An 18,008-nucleotide genomic window follows, 5' to 3' on the forward strand; every position below is an offset into this window, starting at 1 on the left:
TTTATGAAAAACACAACGCGTTTTCAGTTGATGGCCATGATGTTCCTCCTCTATTTTATCTGGGGATCGTGGTACGGTCAAATGAGTAAATATTTATTCACGGCACTGGGCGCAACCGGCGCGCAAGTCGGGAATGCCTATGCGGCCTTTTCCATCGCGCAGATCATCGCTCCGTTCTTTGTCGGAATGATCGCCGACCGTTATTTTGCCGCTCAAAAAGTGCTGGGCGTGTTGAGCCTTGCAGGTGCCGCATTGCTTTTCGTCCTCACAGGCGTTGACGATCCGGACAACTTCTTCTGGATCATCCTGGCTTACTGTATCTCATTTGCACCGATGATGTCGCTGACGACTTCGATCGCAATGCAGCAGGTCACCAATTCAGAAAAAGATTTCCCTGCCATACGCGTAATGGGAACGGTTTCCTGGATTGTCGTTTCCAACATTATCGGTTATTATGGCTTTGGAGATGATGTAATGATCTTTAAGATTTCAATGGTTGCTTCGGCGTTTTTGGGCGTTTATTCATTCTTTTTGCCAGACACCCCGCCGAAACCAAGCACCAAAACTTCATTCTCGGACATTTTGGGATTGGATGCCTTTACGCTTTTCAAAGACCGCTCATTCGCCATCTTTTTCATCTCTTCGCTGCTGATCTGCATTCCGTTGTCCTTCTATTACGCCATGGCCAATCCGTCGCTGACAGACTCAGGAATGACCAATGTGGAGAACAAAATGTCACTTGGACAGGCTTCCGAAGTGGTTTTCATGCTTTTAATTCCCCTTGCATTCAGCCGCTTAGGCGTTAAATGGATGCTGGTTGTTGGGTTGATTGCCTGGATTATCCGCTTTATCGGCTTTGGTTACGGCGATGCTTCCAGCGAATGGCTGCTTTATATGGCCATCATTTTGCACGGCGTTTGCTATGACTTCTTCTTCGTTACCGGACAAATCTACACAGACAGCAAAGCAGGCGAAAAATATCGTTCATCTGCGCAGGGACTTATCTCCATCGCGACTTACGGGATTGGAATGGGCATCGGTTCGTGGCTTGCGGGCATCGTTGCCGATATGTACACGGTGAATGGTGTGAAAGACTGGACAAGCATCTGGATGGTGCCAGCTGGCATTGCAGCCGTTGTTTTGGTTCTATTTGTGCTTTTCTTTAAAGATAATAAGGTAAAGGCGACAGCATAACATGCTTTTGTTGCCAATAAAAAACCCTGTAAGACGATTTCTTACAGGGTTTTTCTATTTATAGATCAATGATCTTTATTATCAATCATCATCATCGTCATCGCCAATGTTGCGGGTGTAGTTTTTGGATCCGCCTCCGCCTTTTTTATAATCTCCTCCGCCTTTTCCAAACCGGTCGTCAGATCTTGATTTGCCTCCGAATCCACCTTTATCACCATATCCGCCGCCACTGTGTCCACGGTCGCTGCTTCTGTATCGGTCGTTGCTTCCGCCGCCTGAGCTTCTGTCGCCTCCGGAATAGCCTCCACCGCCACTGTAACCGCCTCCACCGCTGAAACCACCGCCTCCGCTGTATCCGCCGCCTGTGCTGCTTCCGCTTCCAGGTACGCTGCTTGGTCTGTCGGAACTGCCGCCGTCAGGACGTGGCGTTCTGTTGAAACCGCCTTCTCTCCTTGGCGCGCCTGCGTCTCCTCTTGCTTCTTTCTTCTGCGATTCATTTACAACCAACGGCCTTCCGTACATATCGGCTCCGTTCAAATTGTTGATCGCCAACCTTGCCTCTTCTTCATCCGGCATTTCGACAAAGCCGAAACCCTTGCTCTGACGTGTAATCTTGTCAATGATAATTTTCGCGGAGCTCACTGTTCCAAATTTTTCGAAAGCTTCACGCAATTCGCTTTCCTTCAATTTAAAAGAAAGACTCCCAACAAAAATGTCCATGGAAACGACTTGTTTTAATTTAATTTTTAGGTTATAAATATATTTATTTTAGCTGATAAGCTACAACACTGTTTTTGCCAAAAGTCGGCACATAAACGATTTTCTTTACCGAATCGTAGCCAATGTCAGCCGAATTCGTTTTATCCGCGCTCGTGTTCAGCAATTCCTGCTTTGTTCCGTCAGATTTAACGTAGTAAACCACACCTGCCCAGCACGAAACAATGTATTCACCCGGCACAACCTGCTCGATTCCGTCGGTGCTTTTATCCATTCCTTCTGCCAAGACGCTTATTTCTTTGGTCGAGCTAACTTTTTTCAATGTTCCCGCATCAGCAACCAGCAGGTCCGAACCAACTGCCAAAACGCCGTTAGGGCCATTCAAGCCTTCAAGAAAGGTCGAAACCTTTCCGTCTTTGATCAAATGCACTTTTTTCGTGCTGGAATCCGAAACGTAGATATTTCCTTCTGCATCGATGGTAACGTCATTCAAGAATACGGAACCTTCAACGGCATGTTTCTTTAAGATTTTTCCTGATTTTAGATCAATTTCAACCAAATCAGTCACGTCGGCAACGTAAAGCTTGTCGCCCATAACGCCCATGCCTTTTGGCGCGTGCAGTCCTGTTATCCAATCTTTTGCAACGATTTTTCCATCCAATCCTACTTTCGCAATCCCGCCTTTACCATCTTTCTCACCAGGCTTTCCGTCAATGAGCGCTACATATAAAATTTTGTTTTTAGCACTGTAAAATACAGACTCAGGAACAGGCAATGTGGCTTCCGAAGCCCAAAGCTGTGTCAGGGAATGCTGTGCATTTGCAGCAGCCGACGAAAGTAACAGGGATGCAGCAAGGAAGATGTGACTGGTTTTCATTGTCAAATTAGGTGTAAATGTTTTCTGTTAAGGAAAGAGCATTTAATAGTGATATACTTTACGTATCGACAGATTTTTACGACCGTTACTCAAAGCTAAATAAAAATGCCCAAATCGGTTCGTCAAGGCCATTTTTAAATTTTTTTATAATTTAATCCGCAAATCATAAACAAAGTCTTTGATTTCCAGAATCCGAAAAGCATCCGGGTGGTTGAACAAAGGATTGAGAAGATAATTAAATTCGTCCGGCAGGATCGCAGAGGGAATTTGCAGGAATGCGTGCGATGCTTTTCTTAATAATGTTGTTCCAAAATCTTTCGTAGAAGCCGGTGCCGGAGCGTCACGCCAGTTGCCGGGAAGATCAGGGATCTGAATTTCGTGAATGTCAAGCGGTTGGAGTTCAAATGTGGTGATGCTCAGCGCCCTTGGGATATCATCAATGTTAATGTTGGCGGTGTATTCCAGCAATGCCAGCGCGCGGCTGGCCGAAGTGTAAATGCATGGTGTCAGTTTGTGATTCCAGCGTCCGCCGTAAAGCCGGGCGCCTTCTCCTTCCAAATCGTGTGCGTATTTTGTGCGTCCTACTCTGTAAACGAGCATAGCGGATTAAGAATAAACGCCATAATCGATGCGCCCGATAATGTTTTTGACTTCTTCACGGCCATATTGGTTATCCAAAAGATCATAAGGAGCCTCTCCGCCCAATGCCCGGTTAGGACTAAAGATCCATCGGTTAAAACGGTCCACATCCTCGAAGACCTCGTAGCCATAAGAATATATATCCGCCAGCCCGACGATCTTCTCACTCACCGTAGGATTAAATTTCTCAGAACCCTTCTTATTAATCAGCGTTGCTCGCGCCACGGAAAGTGTCGCGGCCAGCTGGTCATAGTCCATGCCAATCCGATCTTTAAAGCCTTCCAGGTCCGCTTTGCTGATCCCTTGCTTCACAAAATACATTTTCTCGATTGCCGTCATTTTACTTTCAGGTTTTCGTGCCGGGGTATTAAATATCATACTTGCCGGTGCGGAGCCATAACCGACCGCGCCCATAGGCTCGTTCAAAGTCTTAGGTTCCGTTTCATTCAATGTTGAGTAAGGCTTCTTTCCGCGCTGCTTCATAAAACAAATTTACACTAATTTCAGTATAAATTTATACCAAACAAAAAAACTCCTGCCAGCTGACAGGAGTTTTTTTGTTCGCTTATTTCTTCCGCTTCTTTTTTGAAGCAACGGGCGGTTCGGCGGGTGTTTTGGTTAAATCTGCGATCCTGATGTTTCTGAATTTCAGTTCCGAGCCGTGGCCCAGGAACCCCAAATGTCCGCTGGTGCGCTTCAATCCGGGGTGCTCCTTGTGGTCGACGGTTCCGTTTTTGCTGGCTTCGGCGAGATCGCCATCCAGGATTACGGTGCCATTCAATGTTACTTTTATTTTGGAACCCTGCACGCGGACTTCCTCGTAATTCCATTCGCCCATGGGTTTCAAAAATCCTCTTTTTGCAGGGATAATGCCATACGCAGAGCCGTGATATTGATATTCGTGCAGGTCTTTATAAATGTCGGCATCATTGTCCAGGATCTGAATTTCGGTTCCTACGTAAGCCGCGTCGCCTTCCATCGGTGTCCTGATCCCCAAACCGTTATTGGCGCCGGGCGTCAATTGGAATTCGAAACGGAAGTCGAAATCGCTGTATTCGTCTTTGGTATACAAATTCCCTTTGCCGCCCTTCTTAGGATCTACGACCAATGCGCCGTTTTCAATAAAATAGTCGGTGCGGTTGCCAACCCAATTGAACATATCCGTTCCGTCAAACAGCACTTTGAAACCTTCCTTCTGCTCTGCATCGCTTAGCTTGAATGGTTCAGGTCGCTCAATTTCACGCACATACACATCCCGATAATTGATCTGATTTCCATGTGCCTGCAACTCAATTTGCTCTTTGGCAAAAATCGGCAGGTTGCGGTCCCAGTAATTTTCCAGGATCACATTATCCACAACATTCTCCCCGTTCAGATCCACCGAAACGCGGTCGCCGATCATGGTAATATGGAATGTGTTCCAATCGCCAATGGCGTTATCGGCCAATTTCGAAGGTTTGCTTGGGTTCTTCTGGTTGTTGTACAATCCACCGGAGCCCACCTGCGCGCCTACGCTCACACGCGACGTGTCCCAGATCTGCACTTGCGGCGTTCCACGCAGGTAAATGCCCGCGTCGCCATCTTTCTGGATTTTCCAGTCCACATACATTTCGAAATCACCATATTGCTTCACCGTAGCCAGGTTATCGCCGTGTCCCGAGAAAACGAGTTCGCCGTCTTTGGCAAACCAATCCTTATTGGCGGCTTCGTCAGCCTTTTTTTGTTTGTAAGCCAAACTGTCCGCGCTCATTTTTCCACGCGCAATCGGGTTTTCAACCAAGCCTTTCCAGCCAGTAAGATCTTTTCCATTGAACAGAGCCACAAAACCTTCATCCTTAGGCAGCTCCGACAAATGTCTTTTGATCGACTCTCGTGCATATTCCGCATCTTTTCCTTTTAGTAGGGAAGCAGTTTTAGTCAGCAAATCACGGATTTCAGGACCGTAAAAACCCTTATTAGCCAATGCAATGGCCATAACAGCTTGCGCAGCCGCCTGCTCTGTTGCGGGATTGTCGAGATATTTCCCTGCAAAAAGCAATGCATTGAATGTTCTCAATCGGGGCAACTCTTTCAGGATCGCAATTTTCTGAGAATCAGTTTTAGCCAAAGTCATGGCTTCGCGCAGCATAATCACCTTATTAACCGGCGTTTTCGTCGATTTCGCAGTCGCAGCAACATAACCAGTCAATGCCAGGGTAAGCTCTTCGCTATCCGTTGCCTTTTTTGCAATGCTCAAAAGATCACCCGCAGCGCTCGCATCCGACCAGGATGATAACGCAGCGATTGCAGCCTTTTTGGACTTTGCATCACCACTATTATAAGCCGAAACCACCGAATTAAGCGCCGTTTTGCCGCCTATGCTCGCCAAAACAGCGAGGTAATTGGATTGCTTATCAGCAGGTGAGGCCTGCATTTGTTTTAAAATAATATCGGTCTTCGCTTTCGCATCACCAGCGCTTTTCACGCCCGCAGCCACCGCTTTTTGAATAGCCGCCATTTGCCCGGCGTCCGTTACGGTGTTCAGCAAAATGTACATTTGCGGCAGATCATTCGCCGTTGTCAGCGATTTCAATGCCGTGTAAGCCGATTTTGAAACATCTGCATTCGGGCTTTTCAATAAGGCGAAAACATTGCTGAACTTGGCATTCGCCTCCCGGGCGGCAATCACGTCAATGGCGACAGCCTGCGAAGCGGCCGGCAATGTTGGCAATGCTGTCGCCAATTGATTGACAACGCCTTCCCCTTTGATGGTAAGCAAACTGCTTTTCACAACCGCAACTTCCTCCGCACTCGCCGTTTTCAGCACATTAATCAATGCAGGAAGGCTTTTCTCCTGACCAATTTTGCCAGCAGCCCAGATCGCAGCCATTTTTACTTTGCTATCCTTCGCGGCCAATGCTTTTTGAATGGTTGGCAATGCATCCAGTGAATTGGCGTGGCCCAGCATGGTGATGATTTCGGCCTGCACTTCGGGTTTGGCTTTTTTCATGGCATTGAGCCAGGGCGTTGTGCCGTCAGCCATCAGGTATTTTTGTCCCAATTTCAATGCAGCAATGCGATATTCCGGATCTGCGCTTTGCAATGCATTTACCAAAACAGGCACAGATTCGCGTTTTTTAATGTCTGAATAAATTTTCAAAGCGGAAGACCGCGTCGGTGTTTGCTTTACGTCCGGGGTGTTTTTGAGCAATGCCAGAGCAGCTTTTTCCGCGGCAGGCGCGTTCCCATTTTCGGCCAGACGTGCCAGGTACTTTAAATAAACCGCCGTTGCATCCGACTCATCATAACCGAAATTCACCTTTTGCGCAGCAGCCATTAAAATTGCCTCAGAAGAAGGCGCACCGATCTCCGAAAGCGCAAAAAGGCTCACCTTACGTAAAAGCAGATCCTCATTCACAGCCGATTTCTCGATCATAGGCGCCGCTTCCTTATAACGCGCACCGCCCAATGCTTCAATAATCGCAATTTTTGTGCTTTCAGGAGCGCCCTCCAAGCCTTGCAACAACGCAGCACCAGCCACCGGCGAACCGATTCTCGCCAATGTCCGCGAAGCCGGACCGGAAAGCCTTTCGTCTTTTAGATAGGGTTTCAAAACCTCCACAGACTCATCTTTCCCAACCGTCTGCAATTGATAGATCAGGAAATTCTTGCTGTCCGGGTCGGTTACTTTCGATAATGCTTCGCCATAAGCCTCGGCGGCGGTTTTTCGGAAATCTTCTTTGCCAGCTTGTGAAGCATAGTAAGTAAAACCGCCGATCGCGTATTGAATTTTGGTATTATCCCCCTTTCCGAGCGGCGTGAGCATGGATGCGATCTGCACGAGTCCCGGCTTGCCGAGCTGGCCGAGTTCTTCCATGTTCTTTTTTAACGCGGCTTCGTTCTGGGAAGGAAATTTGGATAACAATGCTTTGGCTTTGCTGGCCATCGCATCGTCTGTTTGTGCCCATGCCTGCGAAAGTAACATGCAGAGGGCCAGGATAGTATATATTTGTTTTTTCATGAATGGTCAAGGATAGAAATGAATGTATGCAAACGAGTTTAATGCTGATTAAATGGTCCAGGGGCCACGCATGGGCTGGTTAATCAACCGGTTTGCACCTTCATCGTCTATAAATTCCTGTTTTTCGGGGTCAAATTTCAAGGAGCGGCCGAGTCTTAATGCTGCTAATCCCATGTTCACAATGGTGCAGGAACGATGTCCGTTTTCTTCATTCAGCGCAAACTTTTTGCGGTTTTTCACGGCATCTACAAAATCTGTAACCTGTGGCTCGGGATCGGGGAATGCGGCGAGTTTCTTTTCAAGGTCCGGAATGTCGGATTGGAAATTGGGGTAAAGTTTGCCTTTCGGACCTTCGATGTAAGCCACTTTTTCATCTTTCGCTTCGCCATCCAGCACGATCTGGCATCCGTCCGCATAAGTATAAGTGATTCTCCGCCAGGTTCCTACGGCTTCGGTGTGTTGCTGAGGCGCATCGATTTCCACGCTTACCGGGCTCGTATCATCTTTGCCCAGGAAATACTGGATCGGGTCAATGTAATGCTGGCCCATATCGCCGAGTCCGCCGCCGTCGTAATCCCAGTAACCACGGAATGTCTGGTGTACGCGGTGCTCGCTATACGGCTTGTAAGGCGCGGGGCCGAGCCACATTTCATAATCCAGCTCGGCCGGAACGGGCTGCGGTGCATTATTGGTGTTTCCTACCCAGTAAAATTTCCAGTCGAAACCGGTGTGCTTGCTTACCGTCACTTTCAAGGGCCAGCCTAATAAACCGCTTTGCACCAGCTTTTTAATGGGCTTAACCGGCGTGCGCATGCCGTAAAAATTGTCCTGAAAACGGAACCAGGTGTTTAAACGGAATATCCTTCCATGCTGCTGCACGGCTTCCACAAGCCTTTTTCCTTCGCCTATGGTCCTTGTCATGGGTTTTTCACACCATACATCTTTTCCGGCGCGGGCTGCATCGGCGGCAATGATCCCGTGCCAGTGCGGCGGCGTGGCCACGTGCACAATGTCCACTTCGGGAAGCTGGATCACCTCGCGATAATCAGCAAAGGTTTTTACGCCCTTATCCACCATGCCGACGGCAATGTCCAGGTGTTTTTTATCCACATCACAAAGCGCAACGACTTTGGTGCCTGCATACGGAATGTGGCCGCGGCCCATGGAGCCGGTGCCGACGATGGCTTTGGTCAGCTGGTCGCTCGGCGCGATGAAGCCTTTGCCGAGAACGTGGCGGGGAACGATGGAAAAAGTGGCCAGCGTTGCCAGTGAGCCTTTGATAAAGGTCCGTCTGGACGCAGAGGTGCCTGTTTCTTCTTTCATTAATTAAGGTTGTTTAGGAAATGAACTTGGGAGTGAAATTAGAATATTAATCTTAAAGCGGAATGTTTCCATGCTTTTTTCTGGGCAGAACAGCCACTTTGTTTTCCAGCATTTCAAAAGCCCGGATGAGCTTTTTGCGCGTTTGATCGGGATAAATAACCTCGTCAATGTAACCGCGGTGTGCGGCGCGATATGGGTTGGTGAATTTTTCGGTGTAATCGTCGATTTTCTCTTTCAGCTTTTCGGCCGGATCTTCGGCCTGGGCGATTTCGCGTTTGAAAATAATTTCTGCGGCTCCGCTAGCACCCATAACCGCAATTTCCGCCGTAGGCCATGCAAAGTTCAGGTCCGCGCCGATGTGCTTGGAATTCATTACATCATAGGCGCCGCCGTAAGCCTTGCGCGTGATGACTGTAATGCGCGGAACAGTCGCTTCCGAGAATGCGTAAAGCAGCTTCGCACCGTTGGTAATGATGGCATTCCACTCCTGATCGGTGCCCGGCAAAAAGCCCGGGACATCTTCCAGAACCAATAAAGGAATGTTGAAACAATCACAAAACCGAACAAAACGCGCAGCTTTCTGGCTCGAATGAATGTCAAGCACACCCGCCAGTACGGCGGGCTGGTTGGCCACTATGCCAATGCTACGACCTGCAATCCGCGCAAAACCAACGACAATGTTCTCTGCAAAATTCTGATGGACTTCGAAAAAACTCTCCGCATCGGCAATTTCCGTGATCACCTCGCGCATGTCGTAAGGCTGGTTGGCATTGTCGGGAATAATGTTGTTTAAAACCGGGCGTGATTCATTTTGAGCTTCATATGGAATGCCCGGCGCATTTTCCTCACAATTCTGAGGCATATAGCTGAGCAGTTTTTTAATGTTCAGCAAACATTCAACCTCATTGGGCGAGACAAAATGCGTGATGCCCGATTTGGTCGCATGTGTCATCGCGCCGCCCAGTTCCTCGGCTGTAACGGTCTCGTGCGTAACCGTTTTCACGACATTAGGCCCGGTCACGAACATGTAGCTCGTATTTTCAACCATTAATATAAAATCCGTGATCGCCGGAGAATACACCGCGCCGCCCGCGCACGGGCCCATCACGGCTGAAATCTGCGGAATGACGCCTGAAGCCAATGTATTTTTATAAAAAATATCCGCATAACCAGCCAAGGAAAGTACGCCTTCCTGAATCCGGGCGCCGCCCGAATCATTCAAACCGATCAGCGGAGCGCCGTTTTTCATGGCGAGGTCCATAATCTTGCAGATTTTCTCGGCATGCGTTTCGGAAAGCGAGCCGCCGAAAACGGTGAAATCCTGCGCAAAAACGTAAACCAGCCGGCCATTCACCTTTCCATAACCCGTCACCACGCCATCGCCCAGATAATGTTCCTTATCCAGCCCGAAATCCTTGCTGCGGTGCATCACAAACTTCCCGATTTCTTCAAATGTCCCTTTGTCGATCAGCACCATAATGCGCTCGCGGGCGGTGAGTTTGCCTTTGGCGTGTTGTGCTTCAATCCGTTGCGCACCGCCGCCCAGGTCGGCCTCAGCATTTTTCTGATCTAACAATTCTTTTTTTGAAGCGGCGGAAGGTGCTGATCCCATGTAATACGGACGATATGGTTACATTTGTTCTTGTGAGAATCTAAATATACTGTCATTTTACTGATTCGGGAAATTAATGCGACTTATGAGGCAGATCGGAATGTGCGCTTTGTTTTTGGCGGGAATTTTTTTTGGTTTCCAAAAAACAGCACAAGCGCAACCGACCGGCGGAAGAAATAAGCTCGATTTTCTGCAACTGCCAGCACAGGCCAAAAGCACGGCATTAGGCGCCAATCACATCACCATTTCGGGCAATGATCCTGCCCTTTTTATCCAAAATCCTGCTTTACTGGACTCTTCCAAAGCCAATAATGTGTCCGTCAACCTGATGCCTTACCTGGCCGATACGCGGTTTGTGAATGCCGCTTATGCGCGGCGCGTGGGCAAGTCTGCGGGCGTTTGGGCGGTTGGGCTGCAATATCTTAACTATGGCACAATGGTCGAAACGGATGACATTGGCAATGTAATCGGAGAGTTCCGAGCAGCGGATTATGGCGTTTCTGCGGGTTATGGACATACATTGGGTGCTTTTACGGTGGGTGGAACATTGAAGTTTGTAGGCGCTTCGGTACAGTCTTATAATGTGTTTGGCGTGGCGCTGGACTGGGGCGGCGTTTTCAAGCATCCCGGGCAGGATCTGACGGTTGGGTTTGTAGTCAAAAATCTAGGGTTTGTCAAACAGAATTTTTCCAGTTTAAATGATCCTGCATTGCCTTTGGACGTGCGGCTTGGATTAACATTCAAACCGGAATATATGCCCATCCGCGTTTCGCTCACGGCGCATCATTTGAACCGCTTCGATATGGTCTATAATGATCCGAACCTCTTCTTCACTTATGACGATAATGGCAACAAAATTGCGAGAAAAGTGGGCATAGCAGAGAAACTGGCCCGGCATCTTTCGCTCGGAGCGGAAGCATTGCTGCATCCTAATTTCAGGATTATGCTCGGTTACGACCATTTGCGGAGGCAGGAATTGCGGCTTGCCAACAGGGGCGCATTGGCCGGTTTTTCGTTTGGCGCATGGCTGCGGATCAAGCGGTTTGAGGTTGGTTACGGTCGTTCGCAGTATGTTCCGGGGTTTAGCAGCAGCTCCTTGTCGATTGTGATGAATTTGAAAAATGGCTTTGTAAAAGAAACCGTCAAAGTGCGTCCCTAAGCGCCTTACTCGTTTTCTTAATGTTAAATTTTGTTCATAATAGCTTAATATTCAGGTAAAACCGGAGAGCTGTGGTTCGGCTAGTTTTGTTAAGAAACTATCTCACCATGGCGATGAATTTTAATTCTATTCCAAAAAATGCCCTTACCGCGCTGGTTTGTGGCGCAATGACCTTTTCCGGCTGCATTAAGGATCACAATGATCCACAGGTAGATTCTTCTAAACTGATCAACCGGTCGGTAAACCCTTCACTGGTGCGTGCGTTGCCAGGTTTTGAAGATCTGAAAATTACGACATTGATCAGCTCCGACGACAAATTGCAGGATTCTCCTGATTTCATTTACGGTGCCCAGCCAGATGGCGGCGCTTTCATGAAAAACCCGAATGGCGAAGGTTTTGTGATGATCAACAACCACGAGATTCTTTTCTCGGTGTCCCGCGTTTTTTTGGATAAAGAATTGAAACCCGTTAAAGGAGAATACATTGTGGACGCAGAAGGCGGACAGTGGAGATTGTGCTCGGCAACGATGGCAACGCCGCAGGAACACGGTTTCGGCCCATTATTCCTGACAGCGGGCGAGAGCAACTCGGAGTCGATGACGCACGCAATTGATCCTTTTGCACCGGCAGATAAAAAGAACAAGACAAGAACCGTAAGTGCTTTTGGTAAATGGAATGCTGAAAACGCAGTTCCGCTTCCTAAGGATGCATTTCCCGGCAAAACTGTAATCATTATCGGTGAAGACGATACAAATGGTCAGCTTGTTGCTTACGTTTCGGACGTGGTAGGCGACCTGAACAATGGTAAATTATATGCATTACGCCGCACAAACCAGGAAAGTGTGGAAACGGATATGGTTAAAGGACAAACCTACGACGTTGAATTTGTTCCTTTTGACAATGTAAAAACAAGCACAGGAACGGAGCTGCAAGCACAGACGGTGGATAAGAAAATGATCCAGTTTGCACGTGTGGAAGACATCGATTACCGCAAAGGCGGAAACGGCGTTGGGCGTGACATTTATTTCACGGCAACGGGTGTAAGCCAGTCGGATAAGGTAACGCCTGTGGCTGGTAAAAACATGTGGGGACGCGTGTACAACCTGAAATTTGATGAAACCAACCCATTGAAAGGCAAGTTGCAGATCATTATGGATGGCGAAGACAAGCCAGGCAGCTTCATCGTGAACCCTGACAACATTTGCGTAACCAAAAACTTCGTTTATGTGCAGGAAGACGGTGATTCATTCTACAAAAACAATGACCACGACGGAACAATCTGGCAGTATAACCTGGCTACAAAAGAGAGCAAGGCGATGCTCCAAATGCACCACCGCAGAGAGGACGCAGCATTTAACACGAAATATAACTCGGTAGGAAACAATTCATTGAGCACTTGGGAATACGGTGCTATGATCGACATTTCGGATGTTGTGGGCATTCCTGAGACATTCATGATCAACCTGCACCCGCACACTTGGCAGGACGAGAAATACAAAGGTGCTGACGGCAGCGGTATTTCTACAAATAAAGAAGGCGGACAAACTGTGATCGTTCGCGGAATTCAGCAATAACACTTCTCAGCAAGCTTATAGAAGGCCTTTTCGGAGGGCCTTCTATCTTATTTTACATTCACCATGAAAAAATTTGTCCTGGCCATTTGTGCAGGCATCGCCGTTTTCACATTCCAGTTATGCAAGCCGGAACAGAAGCCGCATGAAATTGTATATCAACATTTTGTCACCGACCTGGACTCGCTGATTTCAATGAATGATGCGTTTCTGGAAAAAGTGAAGGCAAAACCGGGGCAAAAAGCATTGCAAAACGACTTTCTCAAAATCCGTCTTCAATACAAAAAAACAGAGGCTTTTGCCGAATATTTCTTTCCTACCACAGTCAGAATGATCAATGGTGCGCCGCTGGATGAGATTGAGGATGAGGAGAATGCAGTTTTCGAGCCGGGTGGCTTGCAGGTGATTGAAGAGCTGATTTATACGGATGAACCTGTGGATCAGGAAGAACTGGTGCGACATTCGCGCAAGATGCAGGTCAATGTGAAGCGGATTAAAATGCTTTGGAAAGACATTGTGATCACAGATTCGCATGTTCTGGATGCATTAAGGCTGGAAATGTTCCGGCTGATCAGTCTGGGAATTTCCGGATTCGACACGCCGGCTTCGGGCAATGCGTTGGCGGAGAGCGAAGTTGTTTTAACATCATTTCAACATTATGCACAACCTTACAAAAGCACATTACCCCAGTTTTCGGCGCTGGATAAGCAGGCTGAGGAGGCTATTGCTTTCTTGAAAAAGGGTGCAAATTTCAACGACTTCGATCGCGCTGCATTCATTACTGACCACATTAATCCGCTTTGCAACACCTTGCACCAGAACCAAGAATCGGCTGGCATCCCGTTCATGAACGACCGCAAGCTTTTGAGCGGTAAGGCGGCTACAATTTTTGATAAGAATGCATTCAATCCCGAGGCATTGCTGTCGGACGCCAGGTTCAGCGCAACGGCGGACCGGGTTGCGTTGGGAAAAACATTGTTTTACGATAGCCGGATTTCGGGCGACGGCAAAACAAACTGCGGCTCCTGCCATCAGCCTGGAAAGGCTTATGCCGATGGGTTGAAAACGAGCAAAGGTTTTGATAATAAGTTTGTTAGCCGTAATGCGCCGAGCATTATGTATGCATCATTACAGCAGGCATTATTTTACGATCTGCGTGCGCCTTCGCTGGAAGATCAGGCGGCGGATGTGATCCATAATAAGCTCGAAATGCACGGTTCAATGGAAGATGTGGCTAAATTGGTGGCGACGGACGAACATTACAAGCACGATTTCAAGAAAGCTTACCCGGATCTGGAAGTGATCAAACCCGTTCATATCCAGAATGCACTGGCGGCTTTTGTGCGTTCATTAAACCCGTTCAATTCGCCGTTTGATAAATACATGCGGGGTGATAAAAAGGCGCTTACGGATGATCAGGTGGCGGGTTTCAATGTTTTTATGGGCAAAGCCAAATGCGGGACCTGTCACTTTGTGCCATTATTCAACGGAACCGTTCCGCCCGATTTCCAGCGCACGGAATCCGAAGTTTTGGGTGTGACCACGGATGCGAAATGGAAAAATGCGAAGCTGGACAATGATCCGGGCAGGGGCGTGCACGACCAGTTTCCGCAGTGGAAAAATGCATTTAAAACCAGCACCTTGAGAAATATCGCCAAAACGGCTCCCTATATGCACAACGGCGCTTTTACAACATTGCAGGAAGTGATGGAGTTTTACAACGAAGGCGGCGGGGCAGGACTGGGGCTGGATGTCCCTAATCAGACACTGGCGGCCGATAAATTGAACCTGACGCAGCCCGAAATAGCCAGCGTTATCTCTTTTATGGAGGCCCTTACCGACGATGTGGAATGATCATTCCAAAACTTTCCCTTTTTCGAGCCGTAATGTTTTGGTAACGCAGCTCGGGATTTCGTTGGGATAATGCGAAACGTAAATCAATGTCCGCTCCGGCGTGTCGCAAATCGCATCGACCACGGCTTTGAAATATTCGATCGCATCCGCGTCCAAACCTTGGCAAGGTTCGTCCAGGATCAGTAAAGGCGGATTTTTGACCAAAGCCCGCGCCAGCAGAACCATACGCTGCTGTCCTTTGGAGAGTTCTGAAAACTTTTTCTCAATCAAATGATCCACATGCAAAAGCGCCGCCACTTCATGCACGCGTTCGATTTGCTGTTCGGTTAATTTTTTGAAAAATACGCCTGTCGCATCGAAAAAGCCGGAAGCTATGGTTTTGAAAACACTCGTTTCTTTTGGAAAATAAAGGTGCAACTCTGGGGAAACGTGCCCGATTTTCTGCTTAATGTCCCAGATCGAAGCGCCAGCGCCTCCTCTTTTTTGATCAAACAAATCATAATCATTGGCAAACCGCTGCGGGTTATCGGCGGTGATAATGCTGAGCAATGTCGATTTTCCCGAGCCATTAGGACCAGAAAGCGCCCATTTTTCACCTTTTGCAATTTTCCAGTTTACATGATCGAGAATAAGCTGATCGTGATAGCGAACGTGAATGTCGCGCATATCAATAGCATAGTTGAAGTCAATGTGCTGTGGCAGACCGAAATGAGCCAGCTTTTCCGGGTCGGGCTTTGGGTTGTGAATGTGCGTTGCGGAAGCTGTTTTATAATCTCTTATGTCGCGTTGAGCTGTAATTTGGCCTTCTTTTAGTTCCAGCACGTGCGTAATGCAAGGCGGAATCTCTGTGGCAGTGGTTGCCATAATGATCGTTACGCCGGATTGCGCCAGTTCCGTCAGCGCATTGCGCAGCACTTCCCTCGAATGCACATCAAGGCCGCTGAATGCATTGTCGAGGATTAGTATCTCAGGCTTTTTTAAAAGTGATTTAGCCAAAAGCATCCGCCTTGTTTCTCCATTTGATAGTGTAACAAATGGGTGATCAAGCAAATGCGTGATCGATAGGAGCGAAGCAACATTGTTGAGTTCTTCATCACTGACCGTGGCCGGAGCCAGCTGCACCGAGTTTTCATTCACCGTTCCGACGGGTTTCAACTGGTCCGTCAAAATGGCCCTTACCGATGGCGCGCGCTCGCTTTCGTAAGCGTGAAAGCGCTGCTGATAGTATTCCGCCCCGGCACTTACAATGCGGTTGAACGAATAATCATTAGAAACAAGCTCAATCGCCTGCCGCAGTTGAGTTTGCAAATTATAGCTGATTTTCCCCTTCACAACAGGCCACTTACCCGCAATAACGTCCAGCAGAATCGTCTTCCCGGAGCCATTCGGGCCGATAATTGCCCAATGCTGTCCCGGTTCTACATTCCAGTCGATATCAGATAAAACAGTAGTATTGAATTTGCGGGCAGAAACGCCCAAAAGAGAAACAAGTGCCATGTAAACGCCAAAATCAATGAGCAGGCAAAGATAGGAGCAATGATTGTTTAGAAAAAAATACAAGGATAAGATCGTGCAGGGAATCAGTAAACCGTTTGCTGGTTCTTGCCTGCCGAAGGCTAACTAGATACGTAGCAATTAATGGGAAAGCTATACTATTGGTTATCGCTTAAATCCTATCTATCAATCAAATGCAGGAACAATTTACATCTAAACCTGGCTTACAAAGTCTAAAAGCATTAGCCAAATCGGGCGGCCTCGCAGGCATGTTGTCGATCACCTCCTATCTGACGATCGCATTCACCTCTTTGCCGGATCCCATCGTGTTTTTCCTGGCTATGGCCTTTCCCATCTTAGGGATCGTTTTTCTGTTTGCGCTGATGGAATATATCCACTTTTACAATCCTTCCTATGCCAATAGACTTGGGTTTGTGTTTGGCAGCCTGGCGTTTACAATCTGCGCTGCTTTCCTCTCGGCTCAGCTCGCAGTGCAAGTCGGGGTTCACATTGAAAATACTCAGGTAGCAACCCAGGAGGCCAGATTTGTGAAGGAATCCATTCGGTTGATCGATATGGGGATGGATGTTGCCTGGGATATGTTTATCGGCACTTACCTGGTCTTATTACTGATCTCATCGCGCAGGCTGAAAGAGTTGCGTTTTTGGGGATTTGCACTAGGGATATTGGGAATCGCACTCATGATTTTAAATACAATCACTTTCCCAAATCCGCCTGCTGAAAGCGGTTTGTTTGATTTAGGGCCATTTATCGCCATAGGCTTATTTGCATTAGCCGGTCAGACATTCAGGCTTGGCTTGCTTCGCGAATAATAAAAATCCGGATTTGCTCTGATATAAGCGAATCCGGAGCGTAGTAAGTGGATTGTGACCTTCTTATTGAAAAACTTCAAGATTAAGCTGTTTAGTCAATGCACCTGCAAAAGCAGACATGTCGTCTGATGTGCGGCTGGTGATCAGTCCGTTATCGGTTACAACATCTTGGTCCACCCATCTTGCGCCTGCATTTTCCAGGTCTTGACGGATGGAGCCGTAGGAAGTAATAATGCGTCCTAAAACTACATCGGCATCGATCAGGATTTGCGGCCCATGACCAATAGCAGCAACTGGCTTGCCCGATGCAAAGAAAGACTTCACAAATTCGACAGCCCGGCTGTTCATTCGAAGCGCATTCATTCCCAAAACACCGCCTGGCAATAACAATGCGTCATAGTAATCGGCACGCGCCAGCGTAAGCGGCACATCCACATCGTGTTTTTCACCCCAGTCAAGATGACTCCATCCCCTGACATTGTTTTTATTAGGGGAAATAAGATGAGTGGTTGCTCCTTTTTGATTTAGGACTTTTCTGGGGCAGGTCATTTCTACCTGCTCAAATCCATCCGCCACCAGAATAGCAACTTTGATAGAATTTAATGACTGTTCCACGGGATTTATAAGGGATTTAAGGGTTAGATTATTTGATTATTAAATTGCACAAAAATTATGCCAAAAGCGAAGTTCCGGTTGCTTGTCGAATTGCACAACGAAATGTTGTTCCCGTTCAAA

General features: G+C 47.8%; 14 protein-coding genes. 5 read left to right on the plus strand and 9 right to left on the minus strand.

Features of this window, described 5'->3' with window-relative positions; all coding sequences use genetic code 11:
- The first annotated feature begins 3 nt into the window (after window positions 1–3).
- The gene (locus NFI80_RS22570) at window positions 4–1,194 is read left to right on the plus strand and encodes an MFS transporter (RefSeq protein ID WP_235160401.1); all 1,191 of its coding nucleotides are present in this window, start codon (window positions 4–6) and stop codon (window positions 1,192–1,194) included.
- A gap of 81 nt (window positions 1,195–1,275) precedes the next feature.
- Here the strand turns inward: NFI80_RS22570 and rbp are convergent, their stop codons facing one another.
- The 7 genes from rbp to NFI80_RS22605 all read right to left on the minus strand — a co-directional run bounded on the left by rbp (window position 1,276) and on the right by NFI80_RS22605 (window position 10,362).
- Window positions 1,276–1,914, minus strand: coding sequence for an RNA-binding regulator (gene rbp, locus NFI80_RS22575; RefSeq protein WP_233797354.1), 639 nt, complete (start codon window positions 1,912–1,914; stop codon window positions 1,276–1,278).
- Between the two features lie 43 nt (window positions 1,915–1,957).
- Window positions 1,958–2,788 (minus strand): SMP-30/gluconolactonase/LRE family protein, encoded by an 831-nt coding sequence (locus tag NFI80_RS22580; protein WP_235163911.1) that lies wholly within the window; start codon window positions 2,786–2,788, stop codon window positions 1,958–1,960.
- 144 nt (window positions 2,789–2,932) lie between these two features.
- The gene (locus tag NFI80_RS22585) at window positions 2,933–3,388 is read right to left on the minus strand and encodes an RES family NAD+ phosphorylase (protein ID WP_235163912.1); all 456 of its coding nucleotides are present in this window, start codon (window positions 3,386–3,388) and stop codon (window positions 2,933–2,935) included.
- Window positions 3,389–3,394: 6 nt separating this feature from the next.
- Window positions 3,395–3,910 (minus strand): Xre family toxin-antitoxin system antitoxin, encoded by a 516-nt coding sequence (locus NFI80_RS22590; protein WP_233797351.1) that lies wholly within the window; start codon window positions 3,908–3,910, stop codon window positions 3,395–3,397.
- Between the two features lie 82 nt (window positions 3,911–3,992).
- Entirely contained in the window at window positions 3,993–7,427 is a 3,435-nt protein-coding gene (locus tag NFI80_RS22595) for a 3-keto-alpha-glucoside-1,2-lyase-like domain-containing protein (RefSeq protein ID WP_235163913.1), read from the minus strand.
- A 48-nt stretch (window positions 7,428–7,475) separates the two neighbouring features.
- Entirely contained in the window at window positions 7,476–8,750 is a 1,275-nt protein-coding gene (locus NFI80_RS22600; RefSeq protein WP_235163914.1) for a Gfo/Idh/MocA family oxidoreductase, read from the minus strand.
- Window positions 8,751–8,802: 52 nt separating this feature from the next.
- Window positions 8,803–10,362 (minus strand): acyl-CoA carboxylase subunit beta, encoded by a 1,560-nt coding sequence (locus NFI80_RS22605; protein WP_235163915.1) that lies wholly within the window; start codon window positions 10,360–10,362, stop codon window positions 8,803–8,805.
- An 85-nt stretch (window positions 10,363–10,447) separates the two neighbouring features.
- On the opposite strand from NFI80_RS22605, the gene porQ reads away from it, so the two are divergent.
- The 3 genes from porQ to NFI80_RS22620 all read left to right on the plus strand — a co-directional run bounded on the left by porQ (window position 10,448) and on the right by NFI80_RS22620 (window position 14,946).
- Window positions 10,448–11,521, plus strand: a complete 1,074-nt coding sequence (porQ, locus tag NFI80_RS22610; protein WP_235163916.1) for a type IX secretion system protein PorQ — start codon at window positions 10,448–10,450, stop codon at window positions 11,519–11,521.
- A 107-nt stretch (window positions 11,522–11,628) separates the two neighbouring features.
- A complete protein-coding gene (locus NFI80_RS22615) occupies window positions 11,629–13,095 on the plus strand; it encodes a PhoX family protein (protein ID WP_235163917.1) in 1,467 nt (488 codons plus the stop codon).
- A 63-nt stretch (window positions 13,096–13,158) separates the two neighbouring features.
- The gene (locus tag NFI80_RS22620) at window positions 13,159–14,946 is read left to right on the plus strand and encodes a cytochrome-c peroxidase (RefSeq protein WP_235163918.1); all 1,788 of its coding nucleotides are present in this window, start codon (window positions 13,159–13,161) and stop codon (window positions 14,944–14,946) included.
- On the opposite strand, the gene NFI80_RS22625 is transcribed toward NFI80_RS22620, so the two are convergent.
- On the minus strand, window positions 14,947–16,443 hold the full coding sequence (locus NFI80_RS22625) for an ATP-binding cassette domain-containing protein (RefSeq protein ID WP_235163919.1): 1,497 nt from the start codon (window positions 16,441–16,443) through the stop codon (window positions 14,947–14,949).
- A gap of 191 nt (window positions 16,444–16,634) precedes the next feature.
- On the opposite strand from NFI80_RS22625, the gene NFI80_RS22630 reads away from it, so the two are divergent.
- A complete protein-coding gene (locus NFI80_RS22630) occupies window positions 16,635–17,273 on the plus strand; it encodes a hypothetical protein (protein WP_235163920.1) in 639 nt (212 codons plus the stop codon).
- Window positions 17,274–17,336: 63 nt separating this feature from the next.
- On the opposite strand, the gene NFI80_RS22635 is transcribed toward NFI80_RS22630, so the two are convergent.
- Complete coding sequence (locus NFI80_RS22635; RefSeq protein WP_233797343.1) at window positions 17,337–17,888, minus strand: type 1 glutamine amidotransferase domain-containing protein; 552 nt, start codon at window positions 17,886–17,888, stop codon at window positions 17,337–17,339.
- Between the last annotated feature and the right edge of the window lie 120 nt (window positions 17,889–18,008).

The sequence above is a fragment of the Dyadobacter chenhuakuii genome (assembly GCF_023821985.2).
In the GTDB taxonomy this organism is placed as follows: domain Bacteria; phylum Bacteroidota; class Bacteroidia; order Cytophagales; family Spirosomataceae; genus Dyadobacter; species Dyadobacter chenhuakuii.

Excerpts from the sequence above, each read along its gene's own strand:
- NFI80_RS22630 (WP_235163920.1), top strand. The coding sequence starts at position 16,635 with ATGCAGGAACAATTTACATCTAAACCTGGCTTACAAAGTCTAAAAGCA.
- porQ (WP_235163916.1), top strand. The coding sequence starts at position 10,448 with ATGAGGCAGATCGGAATGTGCGCTTTGTTTTTGGCGGGAATTTTTTTT.
- NFI80_RS22615 (WP_235163917.1), top strand. The coding sequence starts at position 11,629 with ATGGCGATGAATTTTAATTCTATTCCAAAAAATGCCCTTACCGCGCTG.
- NFI80_RS22605 (WP_235163915.1), bottom strand. The coding sequence starts at position 10,362 with ATGGGATCAGCACCTTCCGCCGCTTCAAAAAAAGAATTGTTAGATCAG.
- NFI80_RS22600 (WP_235163914.1), bottom strand. The coding sequence starts at position 8,750 with ATGAAAGAAGAAACAGGCACCTCTGCGTCCAGACGGACCTTTATCAAA.
- rbp (WP_233797354.1), bottom strand. The coding sequence starts at position 1,914 with ATGGACATTTTTGTTGGGAGTCTTTCTTTTAAATTGAAGGAAAGCGAA.
- NFI80_RS22590 (WP_233797351.1), bottom strand. The coding sequence starts at position 3,910 with ATGAAGCAGCGCGGAAAGAAGCCTTACTCAACATTGAATGAAACGGAA.
- NFI80_RS22585 (WP_235163912.1), bottom strand. The coding sequence starts at position 3,388 with ATGCTCGTTTACAGAGTAGGACGCACAAAATACGCACACGATTTGGAA.
- NFI80_RS22580 (WP_235163911.1), bottom strand. The coding sequence starts at position 2,788 with ATGAAAACCAGTCACATCTTCCTTGCTGCATCCCTGTTACTTTCGTCG.
- NFI80_RS22620 (WP_235163918.1), top strand. The coding sequence starts at position 13,159 with ATGAAAAAATTTGTCCTGGCCATTTGTGCAGGCATCGCCGTTTTCACA.
- NFI80_RS22570 (WP_235160401.1), top strand. The coding sequence starts at position 4 with ATGAAAAACACAACGCGTTTTCAGTTGATGGCCATGATGTTCCTCCTC.
- NFI80_RS22625 (WP_235163919.1), bottom strand. The coding sequence starts at position 16,443 with ATGGCACTTGTTTCTCTTTTGGGCGTTTCTGCCCGCAAATTCAATACT.
- NFI80_RS22595 (WP_235163913.1), bottom strand. The coding sequence starts at position 7,427 with ATGAAAAAACAAATATATACTATCCTGGCCCTCTGCATGTTACTTTCG.